This window comes from Rhizobium sp. Root1203 (genome assembly GCF_001424945.1).
Lineage (GTDB): Bacteria > Pseudomonadota > Alphaproteobacteria > Rhizobiales > Rhizobiaceae > Rhizobium.
The window spans coordinates 186,638-210,813 of the sequence record NZ_LMCW01000034.1 but is presented as its reverse complement, the minus strand read 5'-3'; the positions used below and the strand labels follow the sequence as shown (position 1 = coordinate 210,813).

Genomic DNA, 24,176 nt, shown 5'->3' with positions numbered 1-24,176 from the left:
CCTCATCCCTGTGACAAGCACAGGAATGAGGTCTCCAATCGTTGCTGGGCGCGCCCGCGCTTCAGCCGGAAAAGCCGTGCATTACCGGGGGAAACTTTGCGCGTTGCCGGCATCGACATTGATGATGTTGCCGGTGGACTTTGCCGACAGGTCCGATGCCAGGAAGTAGATCGCTTCGGCGATGTCCTCGGGGAAGACATTGAGCTTCAGCATCGAACGCTTCCGGTAATGCTCCTCCAGCTCGTCGATCTCGATCTTGGACGATGCCGCACGCTGTTCGCGCCACTCGCCGCTCCAGATCTTCGAGCCGCGAAGAACCGCATCCGGATTGACGGTGTTGACGCGAATGCCTGCTTCGGCACCCTCGAGTGCCAGGCAACGGGCCAGATGGATTTCGGCAGCCTTGGCCGTGCAATAGGCTGCGGCGTTCGGCGAGGAGGCGAGACCGTTCTTGGAGGCGACGAAAACGACGTTGCCGCCGAGATTCTGCTTTCGAAACAGGCGGAACGCTTCGCGCGACACGAGGAAGTAGCCGGTTGCCAGAATGTCCATGTTCTTGTTCCACATGGAAAGCTCGGTGCTTTCGATCGGAGCCGAGGAGGCAATGCCGGCGTTCGACACGAGGATATCGACACCCCCGAATTCGACGCAGGCTTCCGCGAAGGACGAAATCACCGCGTCTTCCTTGGTGACGTCGAGCTTGACACTGCGAACGGCGTCGGCGCCGAACTGCTTGGCGAAGTCCTGTTGCGTGGCGTTCAGTGCATCCTGGTCGATATCGGCCAGGACCACGCATGCACCCTCGCCGATCAGTCGGGCCGCCGTTGCGCGACCGATGCCGCCGGCACCGCCGGTGACCAAGGCGACCTTGCCCGCAAGGCTCTTCGGCCTGGGCATGCGCTGCAGCTTTGCTTCTTCGAGCAGCCAATACTCGATGTCGAAGGCTTCCTGCTCAGGCAGGCCCTGATATTCGGAAACCGTCGAGGCACCGCGCATGACGTTGATGGCGTTGACATAGAACTCGCTGGCGATGCGGGCGGTGGCCTTGTCGCGGGCGAACGACAGCATGCCGACGCCCGGAACAAGGAAGATGACCGGGTTCGCGTCTCGCATGGCAGGTGAGTTTGCATGCTTGCAGTCGTTGTAGTAGCGAGCGTAGTCGGCGCGATAATCCTCGAGCGCCTTGTCGAGACCGGCGACGATTGCATCGACATCCGGCTTCGCCGGGTCGAAATCGACGATCAGCGGGCGAATCTTGGTGCGCAGGAAGTGGTCCGGGCAGCTGGTGCCGAGCGCACCCAGCGGCTGCAGGTCCCTGGAATTGACGAATTCGAGAACGGCGTCCTGGTCGTCGAAGTGGCCGAGCTTGCGCTCCGCCTTGCCGATGCGGCCGCGGATCTCAGGCATCAGGCGGGCAGCGATTGCACGACGTTCGGAAGCGGCCAGGCTCTGTTTGATGGCGCCGCCGAAGATTGTCTTGCCTTCGGTCTTCTCCGCAAACCAGATGATCGCCTTGTTGATGATGTCGAGCGTCAGCTCGTAGCAGGCCTTGGCATCGTTCGCCCAGGTGAAGAGACCGTGGCTTTCGAGCACGACGCCCTTTGCGGCAGGATTTGCCTTGACGAACGCTTCGAGATCGAGACCGAGCTGGAAGCCGGGACGCCGCCACGGCAGCCAGCCGATATCGTCTCCGAAGATCTGCTGGGTCAATTCCTTCGAATTTCTCGAGGCGGCAATCGCGATGATTGCATCCGGATGCATATGGTCGACATGTGTGAAGGGCACGAAGCCATGCAGCGGCGTGTCGATCGATGCGGCGCGGCCGTTGAGATTATATGTGCAATGCGGGAGGAAACCGACCATGCGGTCCTCGTCTTCGACGCCCTTGTAGATGCCCTTCAGAGAATCGAGCTTGTCCTGGTAGAGCGTCGCAAACCCGTCGAGCTTGATCGTGCCGACATCGCCGCCCGAACCCTTAACCCAGAGGACCTTGACCTTTTCGCCGTTCAGCGGATCGATCTCCATGACCTTTGCGGAGGTGTTGCCGCCGCCATAGTTGGTGATGCGCTTGTCCGCGCCCAGCAGATTCGAGCGATAGAGCAGCTTGCCAGGCTCATCGAGGCCTGCCGCGTATGAATCGTCCCAACGATTTTCCAGAAGCCGGACGGTTGCCGCCATGTCATCCTCCCATGTAGATTTCTTGGAAGCGCGAACGGATTGCGCCCCTTTGTGATGACGGTATCGCTCATCAAAACGAACATTGTCAATCGAAAACGATCAAAATCAATAATTGTGCAGCGCAATATGAGGTTTCTTGATCGTTTTTGATTGACACATTGTAGCAACTGCGAAATAAGCAAATTAGGAGGAACCCCATGCACGAACGTGAACGCCATCGCATCATATTGAGCGCCGTTCAGGAAAAGTCTGTCGTCACGATTCAGGATATTTCCGAACTGACAGAGGCTTCCGAGGCGACGATCCGGCGTGACATCGCGGCCCTCCATGTGCAGGGAAAGATCCGGCGCGTCCGCGGCGGGGCGGAAGCCGTGCATCCGCCGCAGCTCGGCAATCTTGCAGGTCGCCCGTTCCGGGTTTCAGAATCCGTCAACATCGACAAGAAACGATCAATCGCGCGAGCAGCCGTCGATCTTTGCGATCCGGGCGATGCGATCATCATCAACGGTGGAACCACCACCTTCCAGATGGTACATTTCATGGCCGCGCACCGGATGCAGGTGATGACAAACTCGTTTGCCATCGCCGAGCATCTCGTCAAGCATTCCAAGAATACGGTGACGGTTCCAGGCGGTGTGATCTATCGCGAGCAGAGCCTGATCCTGTCGCCTTTCGACAATGACGCGATCCGCAATTTCTACGCCCGCCGCTTCTTCATCGGCGCGCAGGGCGTCGGTCCGCTCGGCATCATGGAAGCCGACGCGCAGATCATTCAAAGCGAACAGAAGCTGATGCATCAGGCCGACGAACTGGTCGTCATGGTCGATTCCAGCAAGTTTCGCCGGCGGTCGAGCCTCATTCTGTGTCCGCTCGACCGCGTTTCTGCAATCATCACAGACGACGGAATTCCCGAGGATTCCGTCCGGATGATCGAAGATGCGGGCATCAAGCTCGTGATTGCGAGCACGGTCTCGCAAGCGAAGGAGGATTCCTCGTCGGTCGCCTGAGTGGCGTCGGCAGGATGTAGTCAAGTCTTATCAACGTGGGAGGATGATACAATGAAACTCGCAAAGACACTGGCAGTAGGCGTCGCGTTTGCCGTCGCCTTGATGGCGGGCGCTGCAAGCGCCAAGGACATCAAGATCGGCCTGGTCGTGAAGTCTCTCGGCAACGGCTTCTTTGAAGCCGCCAACAAGGGCGCACAGGAAGCTGCCAAAGAACTCGGCGGCGTCGAAGTGATCTACACGGGTCCGACCTCGACGACGGCCGAGGGCCAGATCGAAGTCATCAACTCGCTGATCGCCCAGGGCGTTGACGCCATTGCCATCTCTGCCAACGACCCGGACGCCGTCATTCCGGCTCTGAAGAAGGCCAAGCAGCGCGGCATCAAGGTCATCTCCTGGGATTCTGGCGTCAACAAGGACGGCCGCATCCTGCAGCTGAACCCGTCGTCCAACGAACTGATCGGCAAGATGTGCCTGACGCTCGCCAAGGATCATCTCGAAGGCGGCAAGGGCGACTTCGCCATCCTGTCGGCAACGACGACCTCGACGAACCAGAACATCTGGATCGACCAGATGAAGAAGCAGCTCACGGATTTCCCGGGTCTGAACCTCGTCACGACAGTGTACGGCGACGACCTATCGGACAAGTCCTATCGCGAAGCTGAAGGCCTCCTGAAGTCGAACCCCAATGTCAAGGTCATCGTCGCTCCGACGACGGTGGGCGTTCTGGCAGCGTCCAAGGTCGTCGAGGACAAGGGCCTCGTCGGCAAGGTCTACGTGACGGGTCTCGGCCTGCCGTCTGAAATGGCCGGTGCGATCAAGTCCGGCGCGACGAAGGAATTCGCCATCTGGAACCCGATCGATCTCGGCTACTCCGCAACGCAGATCGCCTACCATCTCGTAACGGGTGACGCGACCGGCGAACCCGGCACCGAAATCGAAGCCGGCCGCATGGGCAAGATCAAGATCGACGACAAGGGCGAAGCCGCCATGTCCGACCCCTTCGTCTACAACGCTTCGAACATCGACCAGTTCTCGAAGGTGTTCTGAGCCTGGCTCATCCAAGCAAAACCCGGCGGTTCAGGCCGCCGGGGATTTCCAATGAACGCTGGTAAACGCTGATGAACACTGCCCTTCAACAACCCGTCGCGGGCACTCATACCGACGATGCGCCCGCCATTCTGGAAATGCGTGGCATTTCACAGATCTTCCCCGGTGTGAAGGCGCTCGACAACGTCAGCATCGCTCTCTATCCGGGCAAAGTCACCGCGCTGATCGGCGAAAACGGCGCGGGCAAATCGACGCTTGTTAAGATCCTGACCGGTATCTACCGCCCAAACGAGGGCGAGATCATCGTTGATGGCAAGCCGACGACGTTCTCCAGCGCGCAAGCGGCAATCGACGCGGGCGTGACGGCGATACACCAGGAGACGGTCCTCTTCGACGAGCTGACGGTCGCCGAGAATATTTTCCTCGGTCATGCGCCACGCACCAAATTCCGCACCATCGACTGGGCGCTGATGAACAGCCGTGCCAAGTCACTCCTGACATCGCTTGAAAGCAATATCGACCCGACGATCCGCCTGAAGGACCTCTCGATAGCGCAGCGCCACCTCGTGGCGATTTCCCGCGCCCTTTCGATCGAGGCCCGCATCGTCATCATGGATGAGCCGACCGCAGCCCTTTCTCGGAAGGAAATCGACGATCTCTTCCGCATCGTCGAAGGGTTGAAGGCCCAGGGAAAGGCGATCCTGTTCATCAGCCATAAGTTCGACGAGCTCTACGAGATTGCTGACAATTTCGCAGTCTTCCGCGACGGCCGCGCCGTAGGTCACGGTAACCTCAAGTCGACACCGCAGGACGAAATCGTCCGCATGATGGTCGGTCGCGACGTCGAGAACGCCTTCCCGAAAGTCGACGTTGCCATCGGTGCGCCGGTGCTTCAGGTCGAGAAATACTGTCACCAGACCGAATTCCGTGACATCTCCCTGACGCTGCGCAAGGGTGAGATCCTCGGCATTTACGGCCTCATCGGCGCCGGCCGATCCGAGCTCTGCCAGTCCCTCTTCGGCATCACCAAGCCGCTTTCGGGCAAACTGACGCTGGACGGGAAGCACATCGCCATCAACTCGCCGCTCGACGCGATCCGGGCCGGCATCGTTTATGTGCCTGAAGAGCGCGGCCGCCACGGGCTGGCGCTTCCGATGCCGATCTACCAGAACATGACGCTGCCATCGCTCGGGCGTACGTCGCGCAAGGGTTTCCTGAAGGCGGCCAACGAATTCGCGCTCGCCCGCAAATATGCCGAGCGCCTCGACCTGCGCGCGGCAGCCCTCTCGGTTCCGGTCGGTACGCTTTCGGGCGGCAACCAGCAGAAGGTCGTCATCGGAAAGTGGCTGGCGACGATGCCCAAGGTCATCATTCTCGACGAACCGACCAAGGGCATAGACATCGGTTCCAAGGCCGCCGTCCACGGCTTCATCAGCGAACTTGCCGCCGAGGGCCTCTCGATCATCATGATCTCCTCCGAACTGCCCGAGATCATCGGCATGTCGGATCGGGTGCTGGTGATGAAGGAGGGACTTTCCGCCGGTCTTTTCGAGCGCGAGACACTGACGCCGGAAACGCTAGTTCGCGCCGCAACCGGCAATGCTTGAGGTATCCCCGATGTCCAGACTCCTGAAAAAACGCGAAACGCTGCTCTTCATCATCATCGCGGTGATGATCGCGGTCTTTTCGACGCGCGCCCAGGGCTTTGCAACGCCCGGAAATCTCGCCGGCATCTTCAACGATACCTCGATCCTGATCATCCTGGCGCTGGCGCAGATGACCGTCATCCTGACGAAATCGATCGACCTTTCGGTGGCGGCAAACCTTGCATTTACCGGCATGGCGATTGCCATGATGAACGCGCACTATCCAGACCTTCCGCTCGTCGTTTTGATCCTCGCAGCCGTTTTGATCGGCGCCTTTCTCGGCGCGATCAACGGCTTCCTCGTCTGGGCGCTGGAAATCCCGCCTATCGTCGTCACGCTCGGAACGCTCACCATCTACCGCGGCATGGCCTTCGTGCTGTCGGGCGGCGAATGGGTCAATGCACACCAGATGACGCCGATCTTCCTCAACGTGCCGCGCACTGTCGTCCTTGGCATGCCGGTGCTCAGCTGGGCCGCGATCATCATCGTCGCACTGATCTACGTGCTGTTGAAGTATACCCAGTTCGGCCGCTCGACCTATGCGGCGGGCGGTAACCCGACGGCTGCCGTCTATGCCGGCATCGATGTCGGCTGGACGAAGTTTCTCGCTTTCGTCCTGTCGGGCGCACTCGCCGGGCTTGCGAGCTATCTCTGGGTCTCGCGCTATGCCGTCGCCTATGTCGATATTGCCAATGGCTTCGAACTCGACAGCGTCGCGGCGTGCGTGATCGGCGGAATTTCGATTGCCGGCGGCGTCGGCTCGGTGATCGGCACCGTTCTCGGGGCGCTGTTCCTCGGCGTGATCAAGAATGCTCTTCCGGTGATCGGTATCTCGCCGTTCACCCAGATGGCAATCTCGGGCACTGTCATCATTCTGGCCGTCGTCTTCAATGCCAGGCGCGAGCGCAACCGCGGCCGCATCATCCTGCGCGACAAGGCCGCCACAGAGACCCAAGCAGAGGTGGCCGCATGAGTCCCATCGTTTCCACACTGAGCGAAAAGCGCGTCATACCGGATCGCCTTGGCACGCCGTTCAAGCGCATCATGGCGAGCTGGGAAGTCCTGCTGTTCGGCGTCGCCGTCGTTATCTTCATCTTCAACTCCTTCGCATCTCCGTACTTTCTCGATGCCTGGAACCTTTCGGACGCGACCTTCAACTTCACCGAAAAGGCGATGATCGCCTTTGCCATGGCGCTGCTCGTCATTGCAGGTGAAATCGACCTTTCGGTCGCAGCCATCATCGCACTTGCCTCCACGGCGATGGGTGCGGCGGCTCAGGTCGGCGTCGGGGCTCCGGGCCTCGTCGCCATCGGGATCGGCGTCGGACTTCTCTGCGGCATGTTCAACGGTTTCCTCGTATCCGTGCTGAAGCTTCCGTCGATCGTCGTCACGATCGGTACGATGAGCCTTTTCCGGGGCATCTCCTACATCGTGCTCGGCGATCAGGCCTATGGCGGCTATCCCGAAGACTTCGCGTTCTTCGGCCAGGGCTATGTCGTCTGGGTCTTCTCGTTCGAGTTCGTCCTTTTCATCGTGCTGGCGATCCTTTTTGCGATCCTGCTGCACGCTACCAATTTCGGCCGCCAGGTCTATACGATCGGCAACAATGACTTTGCCGCACGGTTCTCTGGCATCCCTGTCGAGCGCGTTAAGTTCATTCTCTTCATGCTGACCGGGGTGATGAGCGGTATCGCCGCGGTCTGCCTGACATCGCGTCTCGGGTCCACGCGTCCCTCGATCGCCCAGGGGTGGGAACTCGAGGTCGTCACCATGGTGGTTCTCGGCGGGGTCTCGATCCTCGGCGGGTCCGGCAAGATCGGCGGGGTGGTCATCGCAGCCTTCGTGATGGGCCTCGTCACCTTCGGGCTCGGTCTCTTGAACGTCCCGGGCATCGTGATGTCGATCTTCATCGGCTTGCTTCTGATCGTTACCATTGCGATCCCGATCATCGCCCGCCGTATCAAAGCCATGAGCGCAAAATGACAGTCGAAAAACACGCCTTCAAGATGAGGCTCAATCCCGGCATGGAGGCCGAGTACAGGAAGCGGCACGACGAGATCTGGCCGGAACTGGTCGACCTCCTGCACCAGGCCGGCGCCAGCGACTACTCGATCCATCTGGACCGCGAAACCAACACCTTGTTCGGTGTGTTGACGCGCACGACCGACAACACGATGGCCAGCCTGCCGGAGCATCCCGTCATGAAGAAATGGTGGGCCCATATGGCCGACATCATGGTGACCAACCCGGATCAATCTCCTGTGCAGAGCGATCTCGTTACCGTCTTTCACATGCCATGACCTCGCAGCATCGCCGCATCGCCGTTCTCGACATCGGCAAGACAAACGCCAAGGTGGTCGTGCTTGATGGTGCGACCGGAGCGGAAATCGCCGTCGTCAAGACGCCGAACACTGTCGTCGCGGCACAGCCCTACCCTCACTACGACATCGATGCGCTATGGGCGTTTGCGCTCGACGCATTCAAGCGCTTTGCTGCATTGCCAGGCTTCGATGCCATCTCGATTACCACGCACGGCGCCTCTGCGGCATTGCTTGACGCGAGCGGCGCGTTGGCGATGCCGGTCCTGGACTACGAGCATGAGTACCCGCAGTCGATCGTCGACGCCTACACTGATCTGCGTCCGCCGTTTGAGGAGACCTACTCGCCGCGCCAGTCGATGGGACTGAATATCGGCGCCCAGCTGCACTACCAGCAGACAGTATTCCCGGAACAGTTCGCCAAGGTCGCGACCATCGTCACCTATCCACAATACTGGGCGGCGCGGCTGACCGGCGTTCCGGCCAACGAGCTGACGTCGCTCGGCTGCCATACCGATCTCTGGAACCCTCGGGCGTCGACATATTCGAGCCTTGTCGACAGGCTCGACATTCGCGGGCTGATGGCACCGATACGCTCGGCCTTCGACGCTCTCGGTCCGCTCCTGCCCACGATCGCCACGGAGATCGGCCTTGCAGCGCCGGTACCGGTCTATTGCGGCATCCACGATTCCAACGCGTCTCTGTTGCCGCACCTCGTCAATCGGGAGGCGCCCTTCGCCGTTGTCTCGACCGGTACCTGGGTGATCAATTTCGGCGTCGGCGGCGATCTCGATCATCTCGATCCAAAGCGTGATACGCTGGCGAACGTCGACGCCTACGGCCGCGCGGTGCCCTCGTCACGCTTTATGGGGGGGCGCGAATTTGAAATTCTGTCCGCCGAGATCGGGCCCGTGCCGAAGGATGAAGCGACTGCAACGATCGCGCCGGCGATCGAAAAAGGCATCATGCTGCTGCCGAACGTCGCCCCAGGCTCCGGTCCGTTCCCTGGCAGGGAGCGGCGTTGGATCAACGCTGACGCAGCGACGTCGCAAGAGCGATATGGAGCCGCCTGCCTCTATCTCGCACTGATGACCGAAGCGTGTCTTGACCTGATCGGGGCCAAGGGGCCGATCATCGTCGAAGGCCCTTTTTCCCTCAACGAGACCTACCTCACCAGCCTCGCTTCCCTCACGAGCCGTGACGTGATTGCCGTTCCGGGCTCGACAGGCACCAGCGCCGGTGCGGCACTTCTGGCCGGCGTCAGGCCTGTACCCGGTGCCGAGAAGTACTTCGCCCCTTCCGACATAGCCGGCCTCCGGCTCTACCGGGATCGGTGGTATGTGGGGATGGCATAGCAGTCTTTCCCGATCTAGACTTTGCCCGATCTACGAATGCCGATAGTGTGGTGTTTTAAGTTCAGGTGAGGAAAATACGACATGGGAGTTTCTTCGGCCAAGGATTTCGATCCGCGGGCTCTGGCAGCACGCCTTCATAGTCTCCAGAAGGCCGACAAGACGGCACCCACGGCGGACTTTGCGTTGCCACCGACGTTGCAGGACGCGATGGACGCACAAAACTTTCTGGTGGCGGAAGAGCGGATCTCCGTGCCTGCCTGGAAAGTGACGGCGTCGCCCGACGGCCAGCCGGTGACCGCGCCGCTCAATCCATATGTTGAGGCCTCGTCCGGAGCAACCATCGCCTGGAGGCCGGGCATGAAGTTCGAGGCGGAAATAGCAGTGCGCCTCGGCAAGGACCTGCCGGTGCGCGTTGACGGAAATTATACGCGCGCCGACATTACGGAGGCGATCTCCGAGGCGTATCTCGGCGCCGAGCTCCTGGCGAGCAGCGTCGCAGAAAGCGGCAAGCTCTCCTTCCTGCTCTTTCTTGCAGACCGCCTCGGCAACAGGGGTTACGTCCTCGGTCCGGTTTTGCCGAAGAGAGTTATTGAGACCATCACGAACACGCCGCTCAGCGTCACGTTCAACGGTCAATCGATCTATGATGGCCCGGCGCAGCATCCGAAGGGCGATGTGATGGAATGGCTGCTGGACTACGCCAATGACAGGCTCCGCCCTCACACGTCGCTGAAGAGCGGTGCCCTGATCACCACCGGTACGCTTTGCGGAGCCATCGAACTGGCTTCACCGGGCACCATCGAAATTGTCCTCGACGGAAAATCTCGTCTCGACCTCACCGTCGCCTGACGAAACAGTGCCGGCTCAGTTCACCTCCGGGAACTTTATGCTGTGTTATGCATTCTTGCCAGATGCGCCATCTGGAGGATGTCATGAAGAGCTTATGCGTGACTGCGCTCGCGGCATTCCTCGCTGGCGTGACCAATGCGGGTGCAAACGAGGCGCCTTTTCTGAAATCGCTTGCCGGCCAGTGGGCCGGCGGCGGCATGATGAAGCGGACCACCAGCTCGTCCCCCATTAATCTCGACTGCAGTTTTCAGTCGAAATCGAACGGCGAAGCACTGTCGATGACCGGCATATGCCGTGGAATGATCGTTCTGTCGCGGGAGGTCTCGGCACAGCTGACGGCGGCTGGCAACCAGTATGCCGGGCGCTACATTGGTCCGTCAGGCGGCGTTTCGGCTCTTAGCGGAGGGCGTAGCGGCGACGCGATCAATCTTGCCGTGCGGTGGTCCAAGCTCATCAATGGCGATCGCACCGCGAACATGACGATCCAGCGCGTCGGCGACAATTCCATCCGTATCAGGACCGTGGACAGGGATCCCGAATCCGGCCGGCAGGTCGTGACGAGCGAGATCAATCTGCGCAGGCAATAGCGAATGGCCACAAAGCCTGTAGTCAGTAGCCATACTTCTCCGCGCTGTACTGGCATCTGTTCAGAACAACACCAAGGACATTGGTCTTTTCCGCCAGGCTTTGCTCACACACATCCACTTCGCTGAGGGTGCTGTGTTCGGCTGCGGCAACCAGGACCACGCAGTCCACATTCGGCAGGAATGCCAATACATCGTCCGTTGAAAGCATTGGTGGAAGATCGAAAAGGATGATGTCCGGGCTCATTCTCTGCCGCATTTCCAGCAGCGCCTCGGCGGTCGTCGTACTTTGCAGGAGTTCCGCCGAATACTGGGCAGGCTGCCTGTTTGGCGCAATGGCCAGGTTATCCCCGTAGCGCATAAAGACGTCATCGCACTCGATCTCCCTGCGCAGGAAACTCTCCATCGATCCTGCGTTCTTGATACCGAGCGTTTTGCCGACCTGCGGTCGCCTCAAATCGAGATCGAGCAACAATGTTCGGCAATCCGGTTGGTTGGCGAGACTGAATGCGAGGTTCACGGCCGTGAACGTCTTCCCGCAGGCAGGCGTCGGTGACGTGATGGCAACGGATTTCCAGTTGTTCTGTCTCAGACTCTGCAATAGTTTCGTTCGCATCATGTCGAATGCAACGTGAGCTATGTCCGAACGGTTCGCGGTAACGATGCGGTTTCGAGCTATGGCATCGGGATCGATCTTGAGCGGCGGCAGTTCCGTCCAGGTTATCTGGTTCTCCTCCTCCCTTGACCGCATGGCTTGCGTCCGATCTCTATCCCGCGGCGTATCCAGACTCCGAGCCGGTAAGGGAAAGTGTTCCACTGTTCACGCCTCCACTGTTGTCCCAAGAAAGTTCCTATTCATCATAGCACACCGCCTCAACTAGCCGCTCCTCGTGAAGCCCGACAGCAGCTTTTGGAATGCCGTACCCAATGGCATGTAGAAATAATGGACGACGAGCAACGAGGCGGGAATGGCCGTTGCCGATAACGCTGCCGCAAGCCCTCGCTTGACCGGAGCCGCCCGTGCTTCGAAGGGCGCAACAACGTAAGGGATCACGGCCAGAGGCTGGCGCTGCAGGAGTTGAGTCAGCTCCGAAGGCCGGCGAATGGTCTTGTTCAGCATTTCCAAAAGAGCAATGAACGCGAGGCCAAGGGCAATTCCCCCCACCGCGCCCACACCGACGATCAAGCGACGGCGCGAACGCAGTGCGTTCTCCGGCGGTGTGGCAGGTTCCAGCAGCGAAAATCGCCCGCCATCCGAGCGTACTTCGATCTGGTTTCCGAGCGAGGCTTCAGCGCGTCTGGCAATGGCAGTGTTATATTGCGTCTGGATGTTTGCGAGGGTTCGCTCGATCGCATTCAATTGAATGTCGGTCGCTGGCGTTTCGCTGACGGATTTGGTGAGGTCGGCGATGCTCTGCATCAGTGACGTCCTCTCGCGGCCGATGATCTCAAGGCGCTCATTGATGTCGGCCAGCTGCATGTCGAACCCGGTGGAAATGGACTTTTCAGCGGAGCGATCGCTCTTCATCGATCCGTCTTTCGCGCGCAACGCCGCAATTCGAGCCCGAAGAGCAACAATGTTCGGGCTCGTTTCCGAGAATATTGCAAGTTGCTCGGCCAGTGCTTTGTTCAAGTCCTGCAGCATTTGCTGTTCGGCACTGATCGGAGCATTCGCATACTGACCGGTTGCTCGATAGCTCTCGATGAGCATGCTGCGCCTGGCGCGAAGATCTGCTTCTTCACGCTCCAGCGATATCAGCCGCTCTTGTTGGCTGCTCTGTTGTTGACGCCGAAATCCAAGGCTTTCCGGCAGGCTGTCTCTGTTTTCGTTCTTGAACTTGAGAAGGCCTGCCTCCGTCCGATTCAACTCGGAATCAAGCCTCTTCACTTCGTCGTTGAAAAACTGCAGCGTATCGCCTGATCGGTCCGTTCGCTGACGCTGGTTGCGCGAGAGGATCAACGAGGCGAGCTCATTGGCAGCTTTCGCGGCCAGCGCAGGCGTGCCGGCGTCGAACGAGACGCTGAAAACCGTTGCACCGTCGCCGGTGCCCAACGGCAATTCGGTGAACGTGATACGGGACTGCATATCCCTGACGATCGCATCTCCCGACGGCTGTGATTTGTCGTCGGCATATATGTTGAGTTTCGCAGCCAGCGCCAGCAGGTTCTCCCGCGTCGTTATCTGCTGCTGAATGATCTGTAGCTGCTGCAATGAGCTTGTGGACACCGTCGATCTGACCAACTCGGCGGGGATTTGCGGGGCCTCGACCAGGATCTTGGCAGTAGACTGATACTCGCGCGGCAGCAACAACGCGACGACGATCGCAACTGTCGTCGACAGGCAGACGATCGCCACAAAATATGGAAGCCTCCGAAGAAATAGTGACAGGTAGAAGCTGACATCCATGGCGCCCATTACGCGATCACCGAAATTAAGACCCTGAGGGTGTGTTTCTAAGCTGCCATCTATATTGAGTTCGCGCGAGGAGGGTAGTTCATCGATAGTGGATGTGAAGCAGGGATTGCTAGTACATTTGGCTAAGTACATCGTGCGTTGCCTGCGCGCTTTGCTTTGAGACTATCGCCGAATATCGCGCAGCGGTTGCCGGCGGCGGCGTCAAGCCTCCGGCGGCTCCCGCAACCGCCCGAGATCCTCGGAAAACCCCTTATGAACGTGCTTCAGATCGCTACGAAGCGAATCTGCCGCAAATTGCCGGCGCATTCCACGCGCCTCATCAATTTTGCTAGGGTCAGTGTACTTGCCTTTGCACCATACAATATTCGATAATTGGTCATCGATGATGTAATATATGACGATCTTTCCGCAGTTGATACTAGTGTAGTCTGGTTGTAGTTTTGTTTTTATTACGGGTCTCATTATGACGCTAGCGATCGGCAAGTAAATCGGCGTGCTGGAGACATATATGCGCGTATCACTCGGTGTCCGTCGGCGTACCTTGCATCCAGGGTGGCTGGGATTGATTGCACTTGGAGCCACGGTGGTACCGGGGACCGCCGATAGTGCCCCCCTCCCTCCGCACACCAAAATCAAGCTGACAGTTGTGCAGTGGATGCCCACGAAGGGCCTCTACGAGCAGTGGGGATCCCTCGGCGGCGAATTTACAGTGTCCGACGCCGGTACGCTGTCCATGCCGGTTCTGGGAAGTGTTCCGGTCGGCGACCTTGACAACACCGGACTTGCCGCCGAAATCGCCAAGCGCCTCAAGGACAAGATAGGCTTGGTCGATGCGCCGATGGCCGCGGTTGAAATTCTCGAGTATTCGCCGGTGTACGTCGTGGGTGAGGTCACCCGGCCCGGGGAATACAAATTCAGCACCGGGCTAACCGTCCTGCAGGCCTTCGCAATGAGCGGCGGCGAGCTTCGGCCGACCGTCGCGTTCGAGAATTCGGCAGATGTTACAAAGCTGCTGGGTGAACTGAAGGAACTGGACGATTCCATTATACGGAGCAGCACCAAGATCGAGCGGCTGCAGGCAGAGATGTCCGGGGCCAAAGCACTCGAATTTGTGAAGCAGCCGGCCAGCACCGACCAGTTTACCGCCGCCATCTACAGCCAGGAGCAGGTGATCTTTGCGGCGCGGGCGAACTTGCTGGAGCGAAAGTCCAAGTCGCTGATGGAACTTCGCGATCTTCTGGGCGAAGAAATCCATGTCCTCGATGAGAAGACAAAGAGCATGGACGCGAACATAAAATCCATACAGCAGCAGGTCGACAGCACCGCCATGCTGGTTGCCAAGGGTGCGGTTGTCGCAACGCGACAAGGCGAGGTCGAGCGCTCTCTGCGAAGCTATCAGGATGACAAGCTGGATATAACGACGGCCATCATGCGGGCCCGGCAAAGCATCAGCCAGACGACACGAGACCTCCAGGCCCTCTACGACGAACGTCAAACCCAGGTCGCATCCGAGCTGCAATCCGAACGGGCCCTGCTTGTGCAATTGAAGGTAAAACGGGAGACCAGCCAGAAACTGATGCTGGACAACCTGTCCGCTCTCGCAGGTTCGCAGCGCCAGGGTGAAAAGCCCGCCCTCACCTTTACCATAGTGCGGCGAGACGGCGGAAACATGGAGGAGATCGGCGCTTCCGAGACCACCGCTTTGCTGCCGGGCGATGTCATCAAGGTATCACGGAAGGCGACACAAGACGCCACGCCCATCGGCCAGGCTGCGCCCCCAGGCGCCACGCATACGGATCAGGCCAGCCAATGATAGGTCGAGATTGCCGTTGTACCACGAGGCCAGCGACAGACGAGGCGTTGATCCTGGCTGCAGAACAGATCCGCAGATCTCACCAGCCTCCAGTTTAGCAGGAACCGATGGTCTCACAGCCAAACCCAGCGAGCAGACAGAGTTATACTCAGATCCTCAAGTCAACGATGGTGATCGGCGGATCGTCGATCGTGAACGTCGGGTTTGCTATCGTCCGCAGCAAGGCGATGGCAGTTCTTTTGGGGCCCGAAGGCGTCGGACTGATGGGGCTGTACAGCGCGACTGCCGATATCGGCCATACCATTGCCGGCATGGGGTTGAATGCCAGTGGCGTGCGCCAGGTCGCCGAAGCCGCGGGTACGAAAGATGCCGGCGCGATAGCGCGTACGGCTACGGCGCTGCGGCGACTGTCGGTGCTCCTCGGCATACTGGGCACGGTTTTGATGGCGTGCCTGGCCGCGCCGATCGCGAGACTGACGTTTGGCGACGATCAGCATACCGGTGCCATCGTGTTGCTGTCGGCAATGATCTTTTTTCAGGTCATGTCCGGGGGGCAAGCGGCCCTCCTGCAAGGTATGCGGGACATTGCCAGCCTTGCTCGCATCAACGTCATCGGCGCGTTCGTCAGCACGGCAATCGGCATCCCGATCATCTACGTCTATGGCGAAAAAGGCATCGTCCCCTCCCTTGTCTGCGTGGCGGCGACGACGCTCCTGACCTCATGGTGGTACAGCCGCAAGATCATGATTGAGCCATGCCGGATATCGCTCCGGCAACTCGGCACGGAAGCCCGGGGGCTGTTCAGGCTCGGCTTCACATTCATGGCAAGCGCATTTCTGACGTTCGGCAGCGCCTACGCCATACGCATCATCGTATTGGATGCGGAAGGCATCGCGGCCGCCGGTCTATATCAAGCCGCCTGGTCGCTCGGAGGGCTGTATGCAGGCTTCATTCTCCAGGCAATGGGCACAGATTTCTATCCGCGCCTGACCGGCATAATCAGCGACAACGTCGAATGCAACCGGCTCGTCAACGAGCAAACGCAGGTCAGTGTCTTGCTCGCTGGCCCCGGTTTGCTTGCCACGCTCACGCTTGCTCCGGTGGTGATGCACGTCTTTTATTCGTCCGAGTTCTACGCCGCCGTCGACCTTTTGCGCTGGATCTGCCTTGGAATGATGCTCCGGATCATTGCGTGGCCGATCGGTTTCATCGTGTTGGCAAAGGGCGCGCAGAAGATCTTCTTCTGGACGGAAGTGGCAGCGAGCTTAGTGCATGTGGGGCTAGCTTGGCTGTTCGTAAAGACATTCGGGTCCGTCGGCGCCGGCGCTGCGTTTTTCGGGCTCTATGTATGGCATGGTCTTCTGATCTATTGGATTGCCCGACGTTATACGGGTTTCCGTTGGTCCACGACCAATCGAGTCCTCATACTGATCTACCTTCCCGTCTCGGCGTTGGTCTTCCTGGCCTTCCAGTGTCTACAGCTGTGGCAGGCAGTTGCGATCGGTTCGCTGGCGACCGCGGCAACTGGGCTCTATTCCCTCAAGATGCTGATTGAGCTGTTGCCGCGGGAAGTTTTTCCGGCATTCGTCCGAGTGTGGCTGTTTCGATCCGCGCAGGCCGACGCTGGATCGTGACACGCGAGCCCATTGCGCAACACGAACACGAACACGAAAGCACCGCGCACCAGAGCGACCTGGGCGCGGCGATGAGGTTCCAAACGAGGAAAAGTAATTCAATCCTCCTTTCACAAGAAGGATTGAGTTGTCAGGCTACTGCGGCCGATCGGGTTCCGTACCCTAGATCTCAGCCATTTCTCCAATGCGAGCCGCAATTCGGTTGGTGACATCCTTGAAGGGATCTCGTGCTGGAATGATCCGTGAGACACTGAGCAACAACAGGGCTTTCAGGTGCTGCCGGCCGCTTTCTTCGCCCACAACCGGTGCGAACGGTGCCATGCGGGGTTTGGCAGCGGGGTAGAGGCGCTCAAGCTCGACAAAGTTTTCAAACTTCTCGTAGTCGTCGCCACGAAGTTGGAATGTCTCCACTGGCGTAGCCTCAGCTATAACGACATCATGGCTGTCGAGCAGAATATTGTAATATTCGATTGTTTCCCTGCCTGCCGGCAGCGCACGCTCGATCGACCTGCCATTCACGAGGTCGTTGGCACGGATCAGGACGCCGTCGAGATAAAGGGAGTGGCCAGGCGAAACATACAGATCCCTGCTCGGCATGCCGTCGTCCAGAGCGTTCCGCGAAATGCGGATCGACATGACGCTATCGGACCACGAAGCACGGCTCGTCCTGAAGGTTTGGCGGCCGATCCAGCGGATCGGTTTGGGTCCACCGGACACGGTGTCAACAAGGTCGCCAATGCGAAGGTTTTCGATCGACATCTCACCCGTCGGGGTCATAATCAACGTCCCGCCGAGGAGGCAGTTCGCGCCTCCGCCGCTGTCATAGCCACCGCCACCGCCGCCTCCGCTGTGGCCACCGCCACCACCACCGCCGCCACTACTTCCACCACCGCCACCGCCACGGCCGCCGCGCCGGCCCCAGTTGTGTCCCAAGGCGTGCGCGGGCGAAGAGGCAACGGCCATCGTTACAGCCGCAATACCTGCACATCGCGCGCCAGCGGCAGCCGCCGCGCCAAGGAAATGCCGCCGTGCACGGTTAAGGGGTATTTCTTGCCGATCCATCGATGACATGTCGCTCTCCGTCGTTTGGGTTATGTCTAACCACTTCCAATCGCTGTTAACCATCCTACAGCAAGTTGCACCCCAATAAACTCGCCCTAATAGTTCGGTGCCTACTCAAAAAGCGGTAGGCACGAGAAGCCTCATTTTTTTGGGGAATACTGAGTCCAGGTTGCATGATTTGAGAAAACCAAAATTCCATTTGGTGAAGCCTCGGCTCGCCGACGAGCCGATGTTGACCGCGTTTCGGCTGTGAGACCGTCAAAATCGGAAGATTCCGTGCCAATACCTGTATGTTTTGGATGCAATCGATGCGTTTCTCCGGGACCAGCGCAGGCGCCGGGCAGGGTTCGAGCCGACTGCGCATGGGTCAGTCATCCCACCGCGGCCGTCGCGAGATCAGCAAAGCCGGGCCCCTCCTGGATGGCCTCGACGATCTGCAAGATCTCGACATCGGTCATCTGCATGAAAAGGGGAAGGATGACAGTCTCATTCTGAGCCCTGACGCTGTTCACAAGGCCGCTCGCGATCCGGTGCGAGGTTGTTCCAGTGTAGGCTTTCTCGAGGTGGCTGTTCATGATGCCCCGTCGGGTCGAAACGCCACGATCCAGCATCGCCTGCATGAATGCCGGCTGTTCCCATCGATCAGGCAACCCGATGCAATAGCTCTGCCAATTGCTGCGTGCCCAGTGTGGCTCCACGGGCGACCTCATGCCCGCGATCGCGGAGAGATGTCTGCCATACTGCTCGGCAATCTCGCGCCTGCGTGCAACGATCTCCGGCAGACGCTTCAACTGCTCTCGGCCCACCGCGGCCTGCATGTCGGTCAGGCGGTAGTTGTAGCCGAGTTCGGGGTAGCTTTCGAAAATCACCTGCTTCGAGCCATGCCGAACCGTATCGTTGACGCTCATGCTATGCTGCCGCCACAGCCGAAACTTTCGATCGTAATCCGGATTCGCCGTTGTCAGCATACCGCCGTCACCGGTTGTTACGACCTTGCGCGGATGGAAGGAGAAGCAGGCGATGTCGCCATGCGGCTTGCCTATTTTTTCCCACCGGCCCTTCCAGAGTATCTCGCTGCCGGTGGCGCAGGCCGCATCCTCGATAACCGGTATCGAGCGACGGCTGCCTATCTCGACGATGCGGGACAGATCGCAAGGCATGCCGAGCTGATGCACGCACAGGATTGCCTTCGTCCTCGGCGTGATCGCCGCCTCGATCAGATCGGGATCGATGTTGAAGCCGTCCCGTTCGATATCGACGAACACCGGGATCGCGCCGCAATAGCGGATCGCATTTGCCGTTGCGATGAACGAGTGACTGACGGTGATCACTTCGTCGCCGGCGGAGACGCCCACGGCCATCAAGGCAAGGTGAAGCGCGGTCGTGCAGTTGGAAACAGCACAGGCGTGTGCCGCACCGACAAAATCGGCAAACTCTTCTTCGAAGGCTGCGACTTCCGGGCCTTGCGTGACCCAGCCGGACAGGATCACGCGGCGGACCGCTTCGACCTCCCGTTCGTCAAGAACGGGCCTGGCGACGGGAATCTGGCTCATGCCGCCTCTCCCGCGTTCAGAACCTTCTCCTGTCGCCACCACGCGACGAGATCGCGAAGCCCCTCTTCCATGGTGATCTCAGACTTGAAACCGAGAAGCGCCTCTGCCTTGGCCGTTGACGCCAGACGACGTGGCACGGCATTCACCTTCCGTGCGGGGCCGAATTGGGGTTCCAAGGATGCGCCCATGACATGGGTCAGCAACTCTGCCAGCTGGCGCAGGCTTGTTTCCTCGCCGCTTGCGACATTGAAAACTTCGTCAGTGGCATCCGACTTTGCCGCGAGCAGGTTGGCGCGGGCGATGTCGCGGACGTGAACGAAATCCATGGTCTGGGTACCGTCGCCGAGGATGATGGGCGGCAAGCCGCTGGCAATGCGCTCCATCCAGCGGATCAGGACCTCTGTGTAGGCCCCGTGTACGTCCATACGCGGTCCGTAGACATTGAAGTAGCGGAGCGCGACGTAACGCAGGCCGTACATCTCGGCAAAACTGCGCAGCAGACCTTCGTTGAAAGCCTTGGCGGCGCCGTAGATCGTGCGGTTGTTGTAGGGATGATGGTCCTCGGTCGTCGGGAACGTTTCAGCAAGACCCAGCACGGAGGCAGACGAGGCCGCCACGATCTTTGAAACGCCCGCCTGCACGGAAGCCTCGAGCACATCGAAGGTACCGCCCGCCAGAACGTCGAAGGCGAGGCGCGGTTCTTCGGCACATTGTGTGATTCTGATGGCTGCCTGATGAAAGACGACATCGATGCCCTGGACCACGTCCTTGAGAAGCGGTCTGTCGCGGATGTCCCCTTCGACGATCGTCACCGGCGCCGACTGGATGGCCTGAGCCAGGTTTTCGCGTCGGCCACGCACGAAGTTGTCAAGAACCACGATTTCGCGTGGTCCTTCCTGTGCAACGAGATCGGCTATGTGTGAGCCGATCAGGCCGGCGCCACCGGTGATCAGAATACGCTTGTCTTTCATGGCTTTTCAGGCCTCTCCGCTGTTGACGGGTCGCAATCTTCGCGCCACCGGATGAATCTGGCCGGCACGCCGGCGACGACGGAAAAAGGTTCGACGTCAGACGTGACCACGGCTCCGGCGCCGACGATCGCACCCTTGCCGATCGTAACGCCCGGCAGGATCGTGGCGTTTGTGCCGATGTCTGCCCACGCGCCGACGCGAACCGGCTTGATCTCCAGATCCGTGCGGATGATCGGCACATCGACCGGCAGGGCGGTGTGGCTTGATCCAAGGATCTTTGCCCCGGGTCCCCAGCCGACGCATTCCTCCAGGATCAGGTTGCGGGCGTCGAAATAGGCCTGCGGACCGATCCAGACATTGTCGCCGATCCTGCACGTCCCATCGTATCTGCCTTGAATGTATGCTTGGGCGCCGATGAAGACACCGCTGCCGATCTCAAAGGTTTCGGGATGCTTGAACCCAACGCCACTCCCGACCTGCAGCCCGGAGCCGCATGCGCGCGCCAGACTTTTCCAGATGACTTTACGCATGAATGCGTCGACAAAGCCGTCGCCGGTGGTGAAACGGGCGTAGAGCTCGATGAGGCCGGCAGGCCCATAGGACTGTTTGAGCTCGTTGGCCAACGCGAGCTGATAGTCCGGATCGGATGGAAGGTCCTGGCGACCGTGCATGGCTTTGACAAGCCGGGCGGCAGACGTGACATCAATTGACATAGGCATCCTGCTCCACGGCGGCGACGACCTGTTCGACCTGCCGCATCGTCAGCTCCGGATAGATCGGAAGCGATAGCACCTCGAGCGCGGCGGCTTCGGAGACCGGGAAATCGCCAATCTTGTAGCCGAGATCCGCATGAGCCTCCTGAAGATGAACCGGGACGGGGTAGTGCAACCCGGTGTGAATGCCATCGGCGCGGAGCGATTGCTGAAGTTGGTCGCGGTCTCGACTTCTCACCGCATACACATGGTACACGTGACGGCGATCGTTCGCGGCCGTCGGCGCCCGCACGCTTCTGGAGCCGGCCAACAAAGCAGAATAGCGCGCCGCGCGAACGCGCCGAGCCTCCGTCCAGTCCTCCAGATGCCGGAGCTTGATCCGAAGGATTGCGCCCTGGATCTCATCCATCCGGTAGTTGAAGCCTTTCATGACGTGGTGATAGCGCTGTTGCTGGCCCCAATCGCGCAGCATGCGCATGGTTTTCGCCTGCTCGTCATCGTTCGTCACAATGATGCCGCCTTCGCCGCAAGCGCCCAGGTTCTTGCCTGGGTAGAAGCTGAAGCTGCCGGACAGCCCGATGCTTCCCGCCCGTCGTCCCTTATATTCGGCGCCGTGGGCCTGGCACGCATCCTCGATGATCGGAAGACTGTACTTGTCTGCAATCGCCTTGATTGCATCCATATCGGCCATCTGACCGTAGAGATGCACGGGTACGATAGCCTTGGTCTTGCGCGTTATCGCAGCTTCGAGCTTGGCCGGATCCATGGTGAGCGTCGTTGGCTCCACGTCCACGAAAACGGGTCGTGCACCGGTGTAGCAGATCGCCGCTGTGGTTGCGACGAAGGTGAGCGAAACAGTGACGACTTCGTCGCCCGCGCCGACGCCTGCAGCAAGCAGGGAAAGATGCAAGGCGCTCGTGCCGGTGTTGACGGCGATCGCGTGTTTGGTCCCGCAGTACGCAGCGAACTCCTCCTCGAACCGAGCGACTTCCTCGCCGAGAACATAGTGGCCTGAAGCGAGCACGCGAAGAACGGCGGCGTCCACATCGTCCTTGATCGACGCATATTGGGCCTTCAAGTCGAGCAGCGGAATCATGCAATCAACCTCGCCTGTTCCAGTTCGACCACGCGGCCGCGCTGGGCCAGCGATTGCGTCGCTGCCTCAAGAATTCGCACGACCCGCAGCCCGGCATGGCCGTCCGCGAGCGGCTGCGTGTTCGTGGCGACGCAATCGATGAACTGCTTCAATTCGCGACCGAGCGCTTCGGTCATATCGAGCTGTGGAGCGTACATGTCTCCGGTGCGGTAGCCGACGCGCATCTCGAACACCTTTTCGCCGTTCTGTTCGGCGTCGCCGGTCAAGGTTATGCCCTTGTCGTAGACCTTGATCTTTTCGCTCGGCTCGAGATCGTCATAAACGATCATCTTGTTGCTTCCGCCGACGAGGGTTCGGCGGACCTTCACGGGCGCCAGCCAGTTCACGTGGATATGCGCGATCAACTTGCTTTCGAAGAAGAGCGTAAGATAGGCGATGTTCTCGGGTTCGCCGACCACGTGGCCCATGCCGGTTGCCGAGACGGCCACCGGCTTTTCCGGCAGGACATAATCCATGATGGACAGGTCATGCACTGCGAGGTCCCAGACGACACTGACGTCATGCTGGAAGAGGCCGAGGTTCACGCGCACCGAGTCGTAGTAGTAGACGTCGCCAAGACCGTTTTCGATGATCTCGCGCATCTTGCGCACGGCACCGGTGTGGATGAAGGTGTGGTCCACCGCCAGGATGAGGCCCCTGCGCGCGGCTTCCTCCACCATTCGGCGGGCTTCTTCCGAAGTCGAGGCCATCGGTTTTTCAACGAAGACATGTTTGCCGGCCATCATCGCCTTCATCGCAAGCCTGTAATGTGCCGAGACGGGCGTCGCGATCGCGATCGCATGGACGCGCGGATCGCGCAGGACTTCGTCGAAGTCGTCCGTGATCTGGACTGTGGGATAGCGCAACTGGACGGCACCAAGCCGATCCTTTTTGAGATCGCAGACCCAGACCAGCTGAGAGCCGGGCGTTTCTGCAAAATTGCGGACCAGGTTCGGCCCCCAATAACCATAGCCAACGACGGCAACTCCAATCATCGTGCTCTCCCAGATGATAAAACTTCGACCGGCGCATCCTTGGCGCGCCCGATAACCACTGCCGGCACGCCAACGACGATTGCGTAGGCAGGAACGTCCTTGGTGACCACCGCCCCGGCGCCGACTTGCGCGCCCTCACCGATCGTCACACCCGCGACGATCGTGGCGTTGCTGCCGATGGAGGCGAAGCGCTTGACGAGCGTCGGCACGACAGCCCAATCGCCATCGGCTTGCAGGGATCCGTCCGGAGTGACCGCGCGGGGATTGAGATCATTGGTAAACATGACGCCATGGCCGACAAAGACACCGTCCTCAATCGTCACGCCTTCGCAAACGAACGAGTGGCTGGAAATCTTGCAGTTTTGCCCTATCGTCGCGTTCTTCTGTATTTCGACGAAAGTGCCGACGCGCGTTCCAGCGCCGATCGAGCAGCCATAGAGATTTACAAGATCCGGATGGTGGATTACGACGCCGTCGCCCAATGTAACGCTTTGCGCGATCATACTGTAACGCCCCTGTTCCTAGTCGACGCACTGTCGGTTAGACTTGGTGAGCTAAAACACGGCTCCCAAACTTTCTTTCGAGTTCAAAAGAAAGCTTTTTGGTGTGAGAGTAAAGGAATCAAAATGCGGTAGACAATCAATCGAAAGGCGTATTCGTCTTTGTAGATTTGCGGCTTCCTACTGCATTGCTAAAGTATTTTATGAAGTTATATTTGTCGAAAGGTAAGAGTTTCTCTTGTGGTGGTCGCAGCGCGACGGCTTACTGTGGCAGGAGAAGGAACTCATGCCGCCGGTGTGGACCAGCGACAAACGCTGAGCCTCCGACATGAAGGGGATGGATCTGTTGCCGATCAAGACCATGGCTGCTGCGGCGCCCGATAAACGTGCGAGGCAGCCA

General features: G+C 59.5%; 21 protein-coding genes. 11 read left to right on the top strand and 10 right to left on the bottom strand.

The window, feature by feature from the left end:
- Positions 1-81: 81 nt before the first annotated feature.
- Positions 82-2,178 (bottom strand): bifunctional rhamnulose-1-phosphate aldolase/short-chain dehydrogenase, encoded by a 2,097-nt coding sequence (locus ASC97_RS25270; protein ID WP_057471068.1) that lies wholly within the window; start codon positions 2,176-2,178, stop codon positions 82-84.
- Positions 2,179-2,375: 197 nt separating this feature from the next.
- On the opposite strand from ASC97_RS25270, the gene ASC97_RS25265 reads away from it, so the two are divergent.
- The 9 genes from ASC97_RS25265 (at position 2,376) to ASC97_RS25225 (ending at position 10,987) form a co-directional block, all read left to right on the top strand.
- A complete protein-coding gene (locus tag ASC97_RS25265) occupies positions 2,376-3,185 on the top strand; it encodes a DeoR/GlpR family DNA-binding transcription regulator (protein ID WP_057471067.1) in 810 nt (269 codons plus the stop codon).
- A 51-nt stretch (positions 3,186-3,236) separates the two neighbouring features.
- Complete coding sequence (gene rhaS / locus ASC97_RS25260; protein ID WP_057471066.1) at positions 3,237-4,232, top strand: rhamnose ABC transporter substrate-binding protein; 996 nt, start codon at positions 3,237-3,239, stop codon at positions 4,230-4,232.
- 71 nt (positions 4,233-4,303) lie between these two features.
- Complete coding sequence (locus ASC97_RS25255; RefSeq protein WP_057471065.1) at positions 4,304-5,839, top strand: sugar ABC transporter ATP-binding protein; 1,536 nt, start codon at positions 4,304-4,306, stop codon at positions 5,837-5,839.
- 10 nt (positions 5,840-5,849) lie between these two features.
- The gene (locus ASC97_RS25250; RefSeq protein WP_057471150.1) at positions 5,850-6,851 is read left to right on the top strand and encodes an ABC transporter permease; all 1,002 of its coding nucleotides are present in this window, start codon (positions 5,850-5,852) and stop codon (positions 6,849-6,851) included.
- Complete coding sequence (locus tag ASC97_RS25245) at positions 6,848-7,861, top strand: ABC transporter permease (protein WP_057471064.1); 1,014 nt, start codon at positions 6,848-6,850, stop codon at positions 7,859-7,861. Before ASC97_RS25250 ends, ASC97_RS25245 begins: the two co-directional genes overlap by 4 nt.
- Positions 7,858-8,178: an L-rhamnose mutarotase gene (gene rhaM, locus ASC97_RS25240; protein WP_057471063.1), complete on the top strand. Its 321-nt coding sequence runs from the start codon at positions 7,858-7,860 to the stop codon at positions 8,176-8,178. Before ASC97_RS25245 ends, rhaM begins: the two co-directional genes overlap by 4 nt.
- On the top strand, positions 8,175-9,551 hold the full coding sequence (locus tag ASC97_RS25235) for an FGGY-family carbohydrate kinase (RefSeq protein ID WP_057471062.1): 1,377 nt from the start codon (positions 8,175-8,177) through the stop codon (positions 9,549-9,551). The genes rhaM and ASC97_RS25235 overlap by 4 nt, the downstream gene beginning before the upstream one ends.
- An 81-nt stretch (positions 9,552-9,632) precedes the next feature.
- Entirely contained in the window at positions 9,633-10,400 is a 768-nt protein-coding gene (locus tag ASC97_RS25230) for a fumarylacetoacetate hydrolase family protein (RefSeq protein WP_057471061.1), read from the top strand.
- Between the two features lie 83 nt (positions 10,401-10,483).
- Positions 10,484-10,987: a hypothetical protein gene (locus ASC97_RS25225; RefSeq protein ID WP_057471149.1), complete on the top strand. Its 504-nt coding sequence runs from the start codon at positions 10,484-10,486 to the stop codon at positions 10,985-10,987.
- Positions 10,988-11,009: 22 nt separating this feature from the next.
- On the opposite strand, the gene ASC97_RS25220 is transcribed toward ASC97_RS25225, so the two are convergent.
- Complete coding sequence (locus ASC97_RS25220; protein ID WP_443216776.1) at positions 11,010-11,801, bottom strand: CpsD/CapB family tyrosine-protein kinase; 792 nt, start codon at positions 11,799-11,801, stop codon at positions 11,010-11,012.
- Between the two features lie 60 nt (positions 11,802-11,861).
- Positions 11,862-13,400, bottom strand: a complete 1,539-nt coding sequence (locus tag ASC97_RS25215) for a GumC family protein (protein ID WP_057471059.1) — start codon at positions 13,398-13,400, stop codon at positions 11,862-11,864.
- Positions 13,401-13,908: 508 nt separating this feature from the next.
- On the opposite strand from ASC97_RS25215, the gene ASC97_RS25210 reads away from it, so the two are divergent.
- Together ASC97_RS25210 and ASC97_RS25205 are read left to right on the top strand one after the other, a co-directional pair.
- Positions 13,909-15,213: a polysaccharide biosynthesis/export family protein gene (locus ASC97_RS25210; protein ID WP_057471058.1), complete on the top strand. Its 1,305-nt coding sequence runs from the start codon at positions 13,909-13,911 to the stop codon at positions 15,211-15,213.
- A gap of 107 nt (positions 15,214-15,320) precedes the next feature.
- Positions 15,321-16,847, top strand: coding sequence for an O-antigen translocase (locus ASC97_RS25205; RefSeq protein ID WP_057471057.1), 1,527 nt, complete (start codon positions 15,321-15,323; stop codon positions 16,845-16,847).
- 162 nt (positions 16,848-17,009) lie between these two features.
- Here ASC97_RS25205 and ASC97_RS25200 read toward each other — a convergent pair whose 3' ends face one another.
- From ASC97_RS25200 to ASC97_RS25170, 7 genes are all read right to left on the bottom strand, one after another.
- A complete protein-coding gene (locus ASC97_RS25200) occupies positions 17,010-17,918 on the bottom strand; it encodes a Hint domain-containing protein (protein WP_057471056.1) in 909 nt (302 codons plus the stop codon).
- A gap of 362 nt (positions 17,919-18,280) precedes the next feature.
- On the bottom strand, positions 18,281-19,462 hold the full coding sequence (locus tag ASC97_RS25195) for a DegT/DnrJ/EryC1/StrS family aminotransferase (protein ID WP_057471055.1): 1,182 nt from the start codon (positions 19,460-19,462) through the stop codon (positions 18,281-18,283).
- Entirely contained in the window at positions 19,459-20,433 is a 975-nt protein-coding gene (locus ASC97_RS25190) for an SDR family NAD(P)-dependent oxidoreductase (protein WP_057471054.1), read from the bottom strand. Before ASC97_RS25190 ends, ASC97_RS25195 begins: the two co-directional genes overlap by 4 nt.
- A complete protein-coding gene (locus tag ASC97_RS25185) occupies positions 20,430-21,146 on the bottom strand; it encodes an acyltransferase (protein WP_057471053.1) in 717 nt (238 codons plus the stop codon). The genes ASC97_RS25190 and ASC97_RS25185 overlap by 4 nt, the downstream gene beginning before the upstream one ends.
- Positions 21,136-22,242, bottom strand: coding sequence for a DegT/DnrJ/EryC1/StrS family aminotransferase (locus tag ASC97_RS25180; protein ID WP_057471052.1), 1,107 nt, complete (start codon positions 22,240-22,242; stop codon positions 21,136-21,138). Before ASC97_RS25180 ends, ASC97_RS25185 begins: the two co-directional genes overlap by 11 nt.
- Positions 22,239-23,276, bottom strand: a complete 1,038-nt coding sequence (locus tag ASC97_RS25175) for a Gfo/Idh/MocA family protein (protein WP_057471051.1) — start codon at positions 23,274-23,276, stop codon at positions 22,239-22,241. Before ASC97_RS25175 ends, ASC97_RS25180 begins: the two co-directional genes overlap by 4 nt.
- The gene (locus ASC97_RS25170) at positions 23,273-23,779 is read right to left on the bottom strand and encodes an acyltransferase (RefSeq protein ID WP_057471050.1); all 507 of its coding nucleotides are present in this window, start codon (positions 23,777-23,779) and stop codon (positions 23,273-23,275) included. Before ASC97_RS25170 ends, ASC97_RS25175 begins: the two co-directional genes overlap by 4 nt.
- Positions 23,780-24,176: the final 397 nt, after the last annotated feature.

What these genes read in the sequence shown, in the direction of transcription:
- ASC97_RS25270 (WP_057471068.1), bottom strand. Translation starts at nt 2,178, where the DNA reads ATGGCGGCAACCGTCCGGCTTCTGGAAAATCGTTGGGACGATTCATAC.
- ASC97_RS25265 (WP_057471067.1), top strand. Translation starts at nt 2,376, where the DNA reads ATGCACGAACGTGAACGCCATCGCATCATATTGAGCGCCGTTCAGGAA.
- rhaS (WP_057471066.1), top strand. Translation starts at nt 3,237, where the DNA reads ATGAAACTCGCAAAGACACTGGCAGTAGGCGTCGCGTTTGCCGTCGCC.
- ASC97_RS25255 (WP_057471065.1), top strand. Translation starts at nt 4,304, where the DNA reads ATGAACACTGCCCTTCAACAACCCGTCGCGGGCACTCATACCGACGAT.
- ASC97_RS25250 (WP_057471150.1), top strand. Translation starts at nt 5,850, where the DNA reads ATGTCCAGACTCCTGAAAAAACGCGAAACGCTGCTCTTCATCATCATC.
- ASC97_RS25245 (WP_057471064.1), top strand. Translation starts at nt 6,848, where the DNA reads ATGAGTCCCATCGTTTCCACACTGAGCGAAAAGCGCGTCATACCGGAT.
- rhaM (WP_057471063.1), top strand. Translation starts at nt 7,858, where the DNA reads ATGACAGTCGAAAAACACGCCTTCAAGATGAGGCTCAATCCCGGCATG.
- ASC97_RS25235 (WP_057471062.1), top strand. Translation starts at nt 8,175, where the DNA reads ATGACCTCGCAGCATCGCCGCATCGCCGTTCTCGACATCGGCAAGACA.
- ASC97_RS25230 (WP_057471061.1), top strand. Translation starts at nt 9,633, where the DNA reads ATGGGAGTTTCTTCGGCCAAGGATTTCGATCCGCGGGCTCTGGCAGCA.
- ASC97_RS25225 (WP_057471149.1), top strand. Translation starts at nt 10,484, where the DNA reads ATGAAGAGCTTATGCGTGACTGCGCTCGCGGCATTCCTCGCTGGCGTG.
- ASC97_RS25215 (WP_057471059.1), bottom strand. Translation starts at nt 13,400, where the DNA reads ATGGGCGCCATGGATGTCAGCTTCTACCTGTCACTATTTCTTCGGAGG.
- ASC97_RS25210 (WP_057471058.1), top strand. Translation starts at nt 13,909, where the DNA reads ATGCGCGTATCACTCGGTGTCCGTCGGCGTACCTTGCATCCAGGGTGG.
- ASC97_RS25205 (WP_057471057.1), top strand. Translation starts at nt 15,321, where the DNA reads ATGGTCTCACAGCCAAACCCAGCGAGCAGACAGAGTTATACTCAGATC.
- ASC97_RS25200 (WP_057471056.1), bottom strand. Translation starts at nt 17,918, where the DNA reads ATGTCATCGATGGATCGGCAAGAAATACCCCTTAACCGTGCACGGCGG.
- ASC97_RS25195 (WP_057471055.1), bottom strand. Translation starts at nt 19,462, where the DNA reads ATGAGCCAGATTCCCGTCGCCAGGCCCGTTCTTGACGAACGGGAGGTC.
- ASC97_RS25190 (WP_057471054.1), bottom strand. Translation starts at nt 20,433, where the DNA reads ATGAAAGACAAGCGTATTCTGATCACCGGTGGCGCCGGCCTGATCGGC.
- ASC97_RS25185 (WP_057471053.1), bottom strand. Translation starts at nt 21,146, where the DNA reads ATGTCAATTGATGTCACGTCTGCCGCCCGGCTTGTCAAAGCCATGCAC.
- ASC97_RS25180 (WP_057471052.1), bottom strand. Translation starts at nt 22,242, where the DNA reads ATGATTCCGCTGCTCGACTTGAAGGCCCAATATGCGTCGATCAAGGAC.
- ASC97_RS25175 (WP_057471051.1), bottom strand. Translation starts at nt 23,276, where the DNA reads ATGATTGGAGTTGCCGTCGTTGGCTATGGTTATTGGGGGCCGAACCTG.
- ASC97_RS25170 (WP_057471050.1), bottom strand. Translation starts at nt 23,779, where the DNA reads ATGATCGCGCAAAGCGTTACATTGGGCGACGGCGTCGTAATCCACCAT.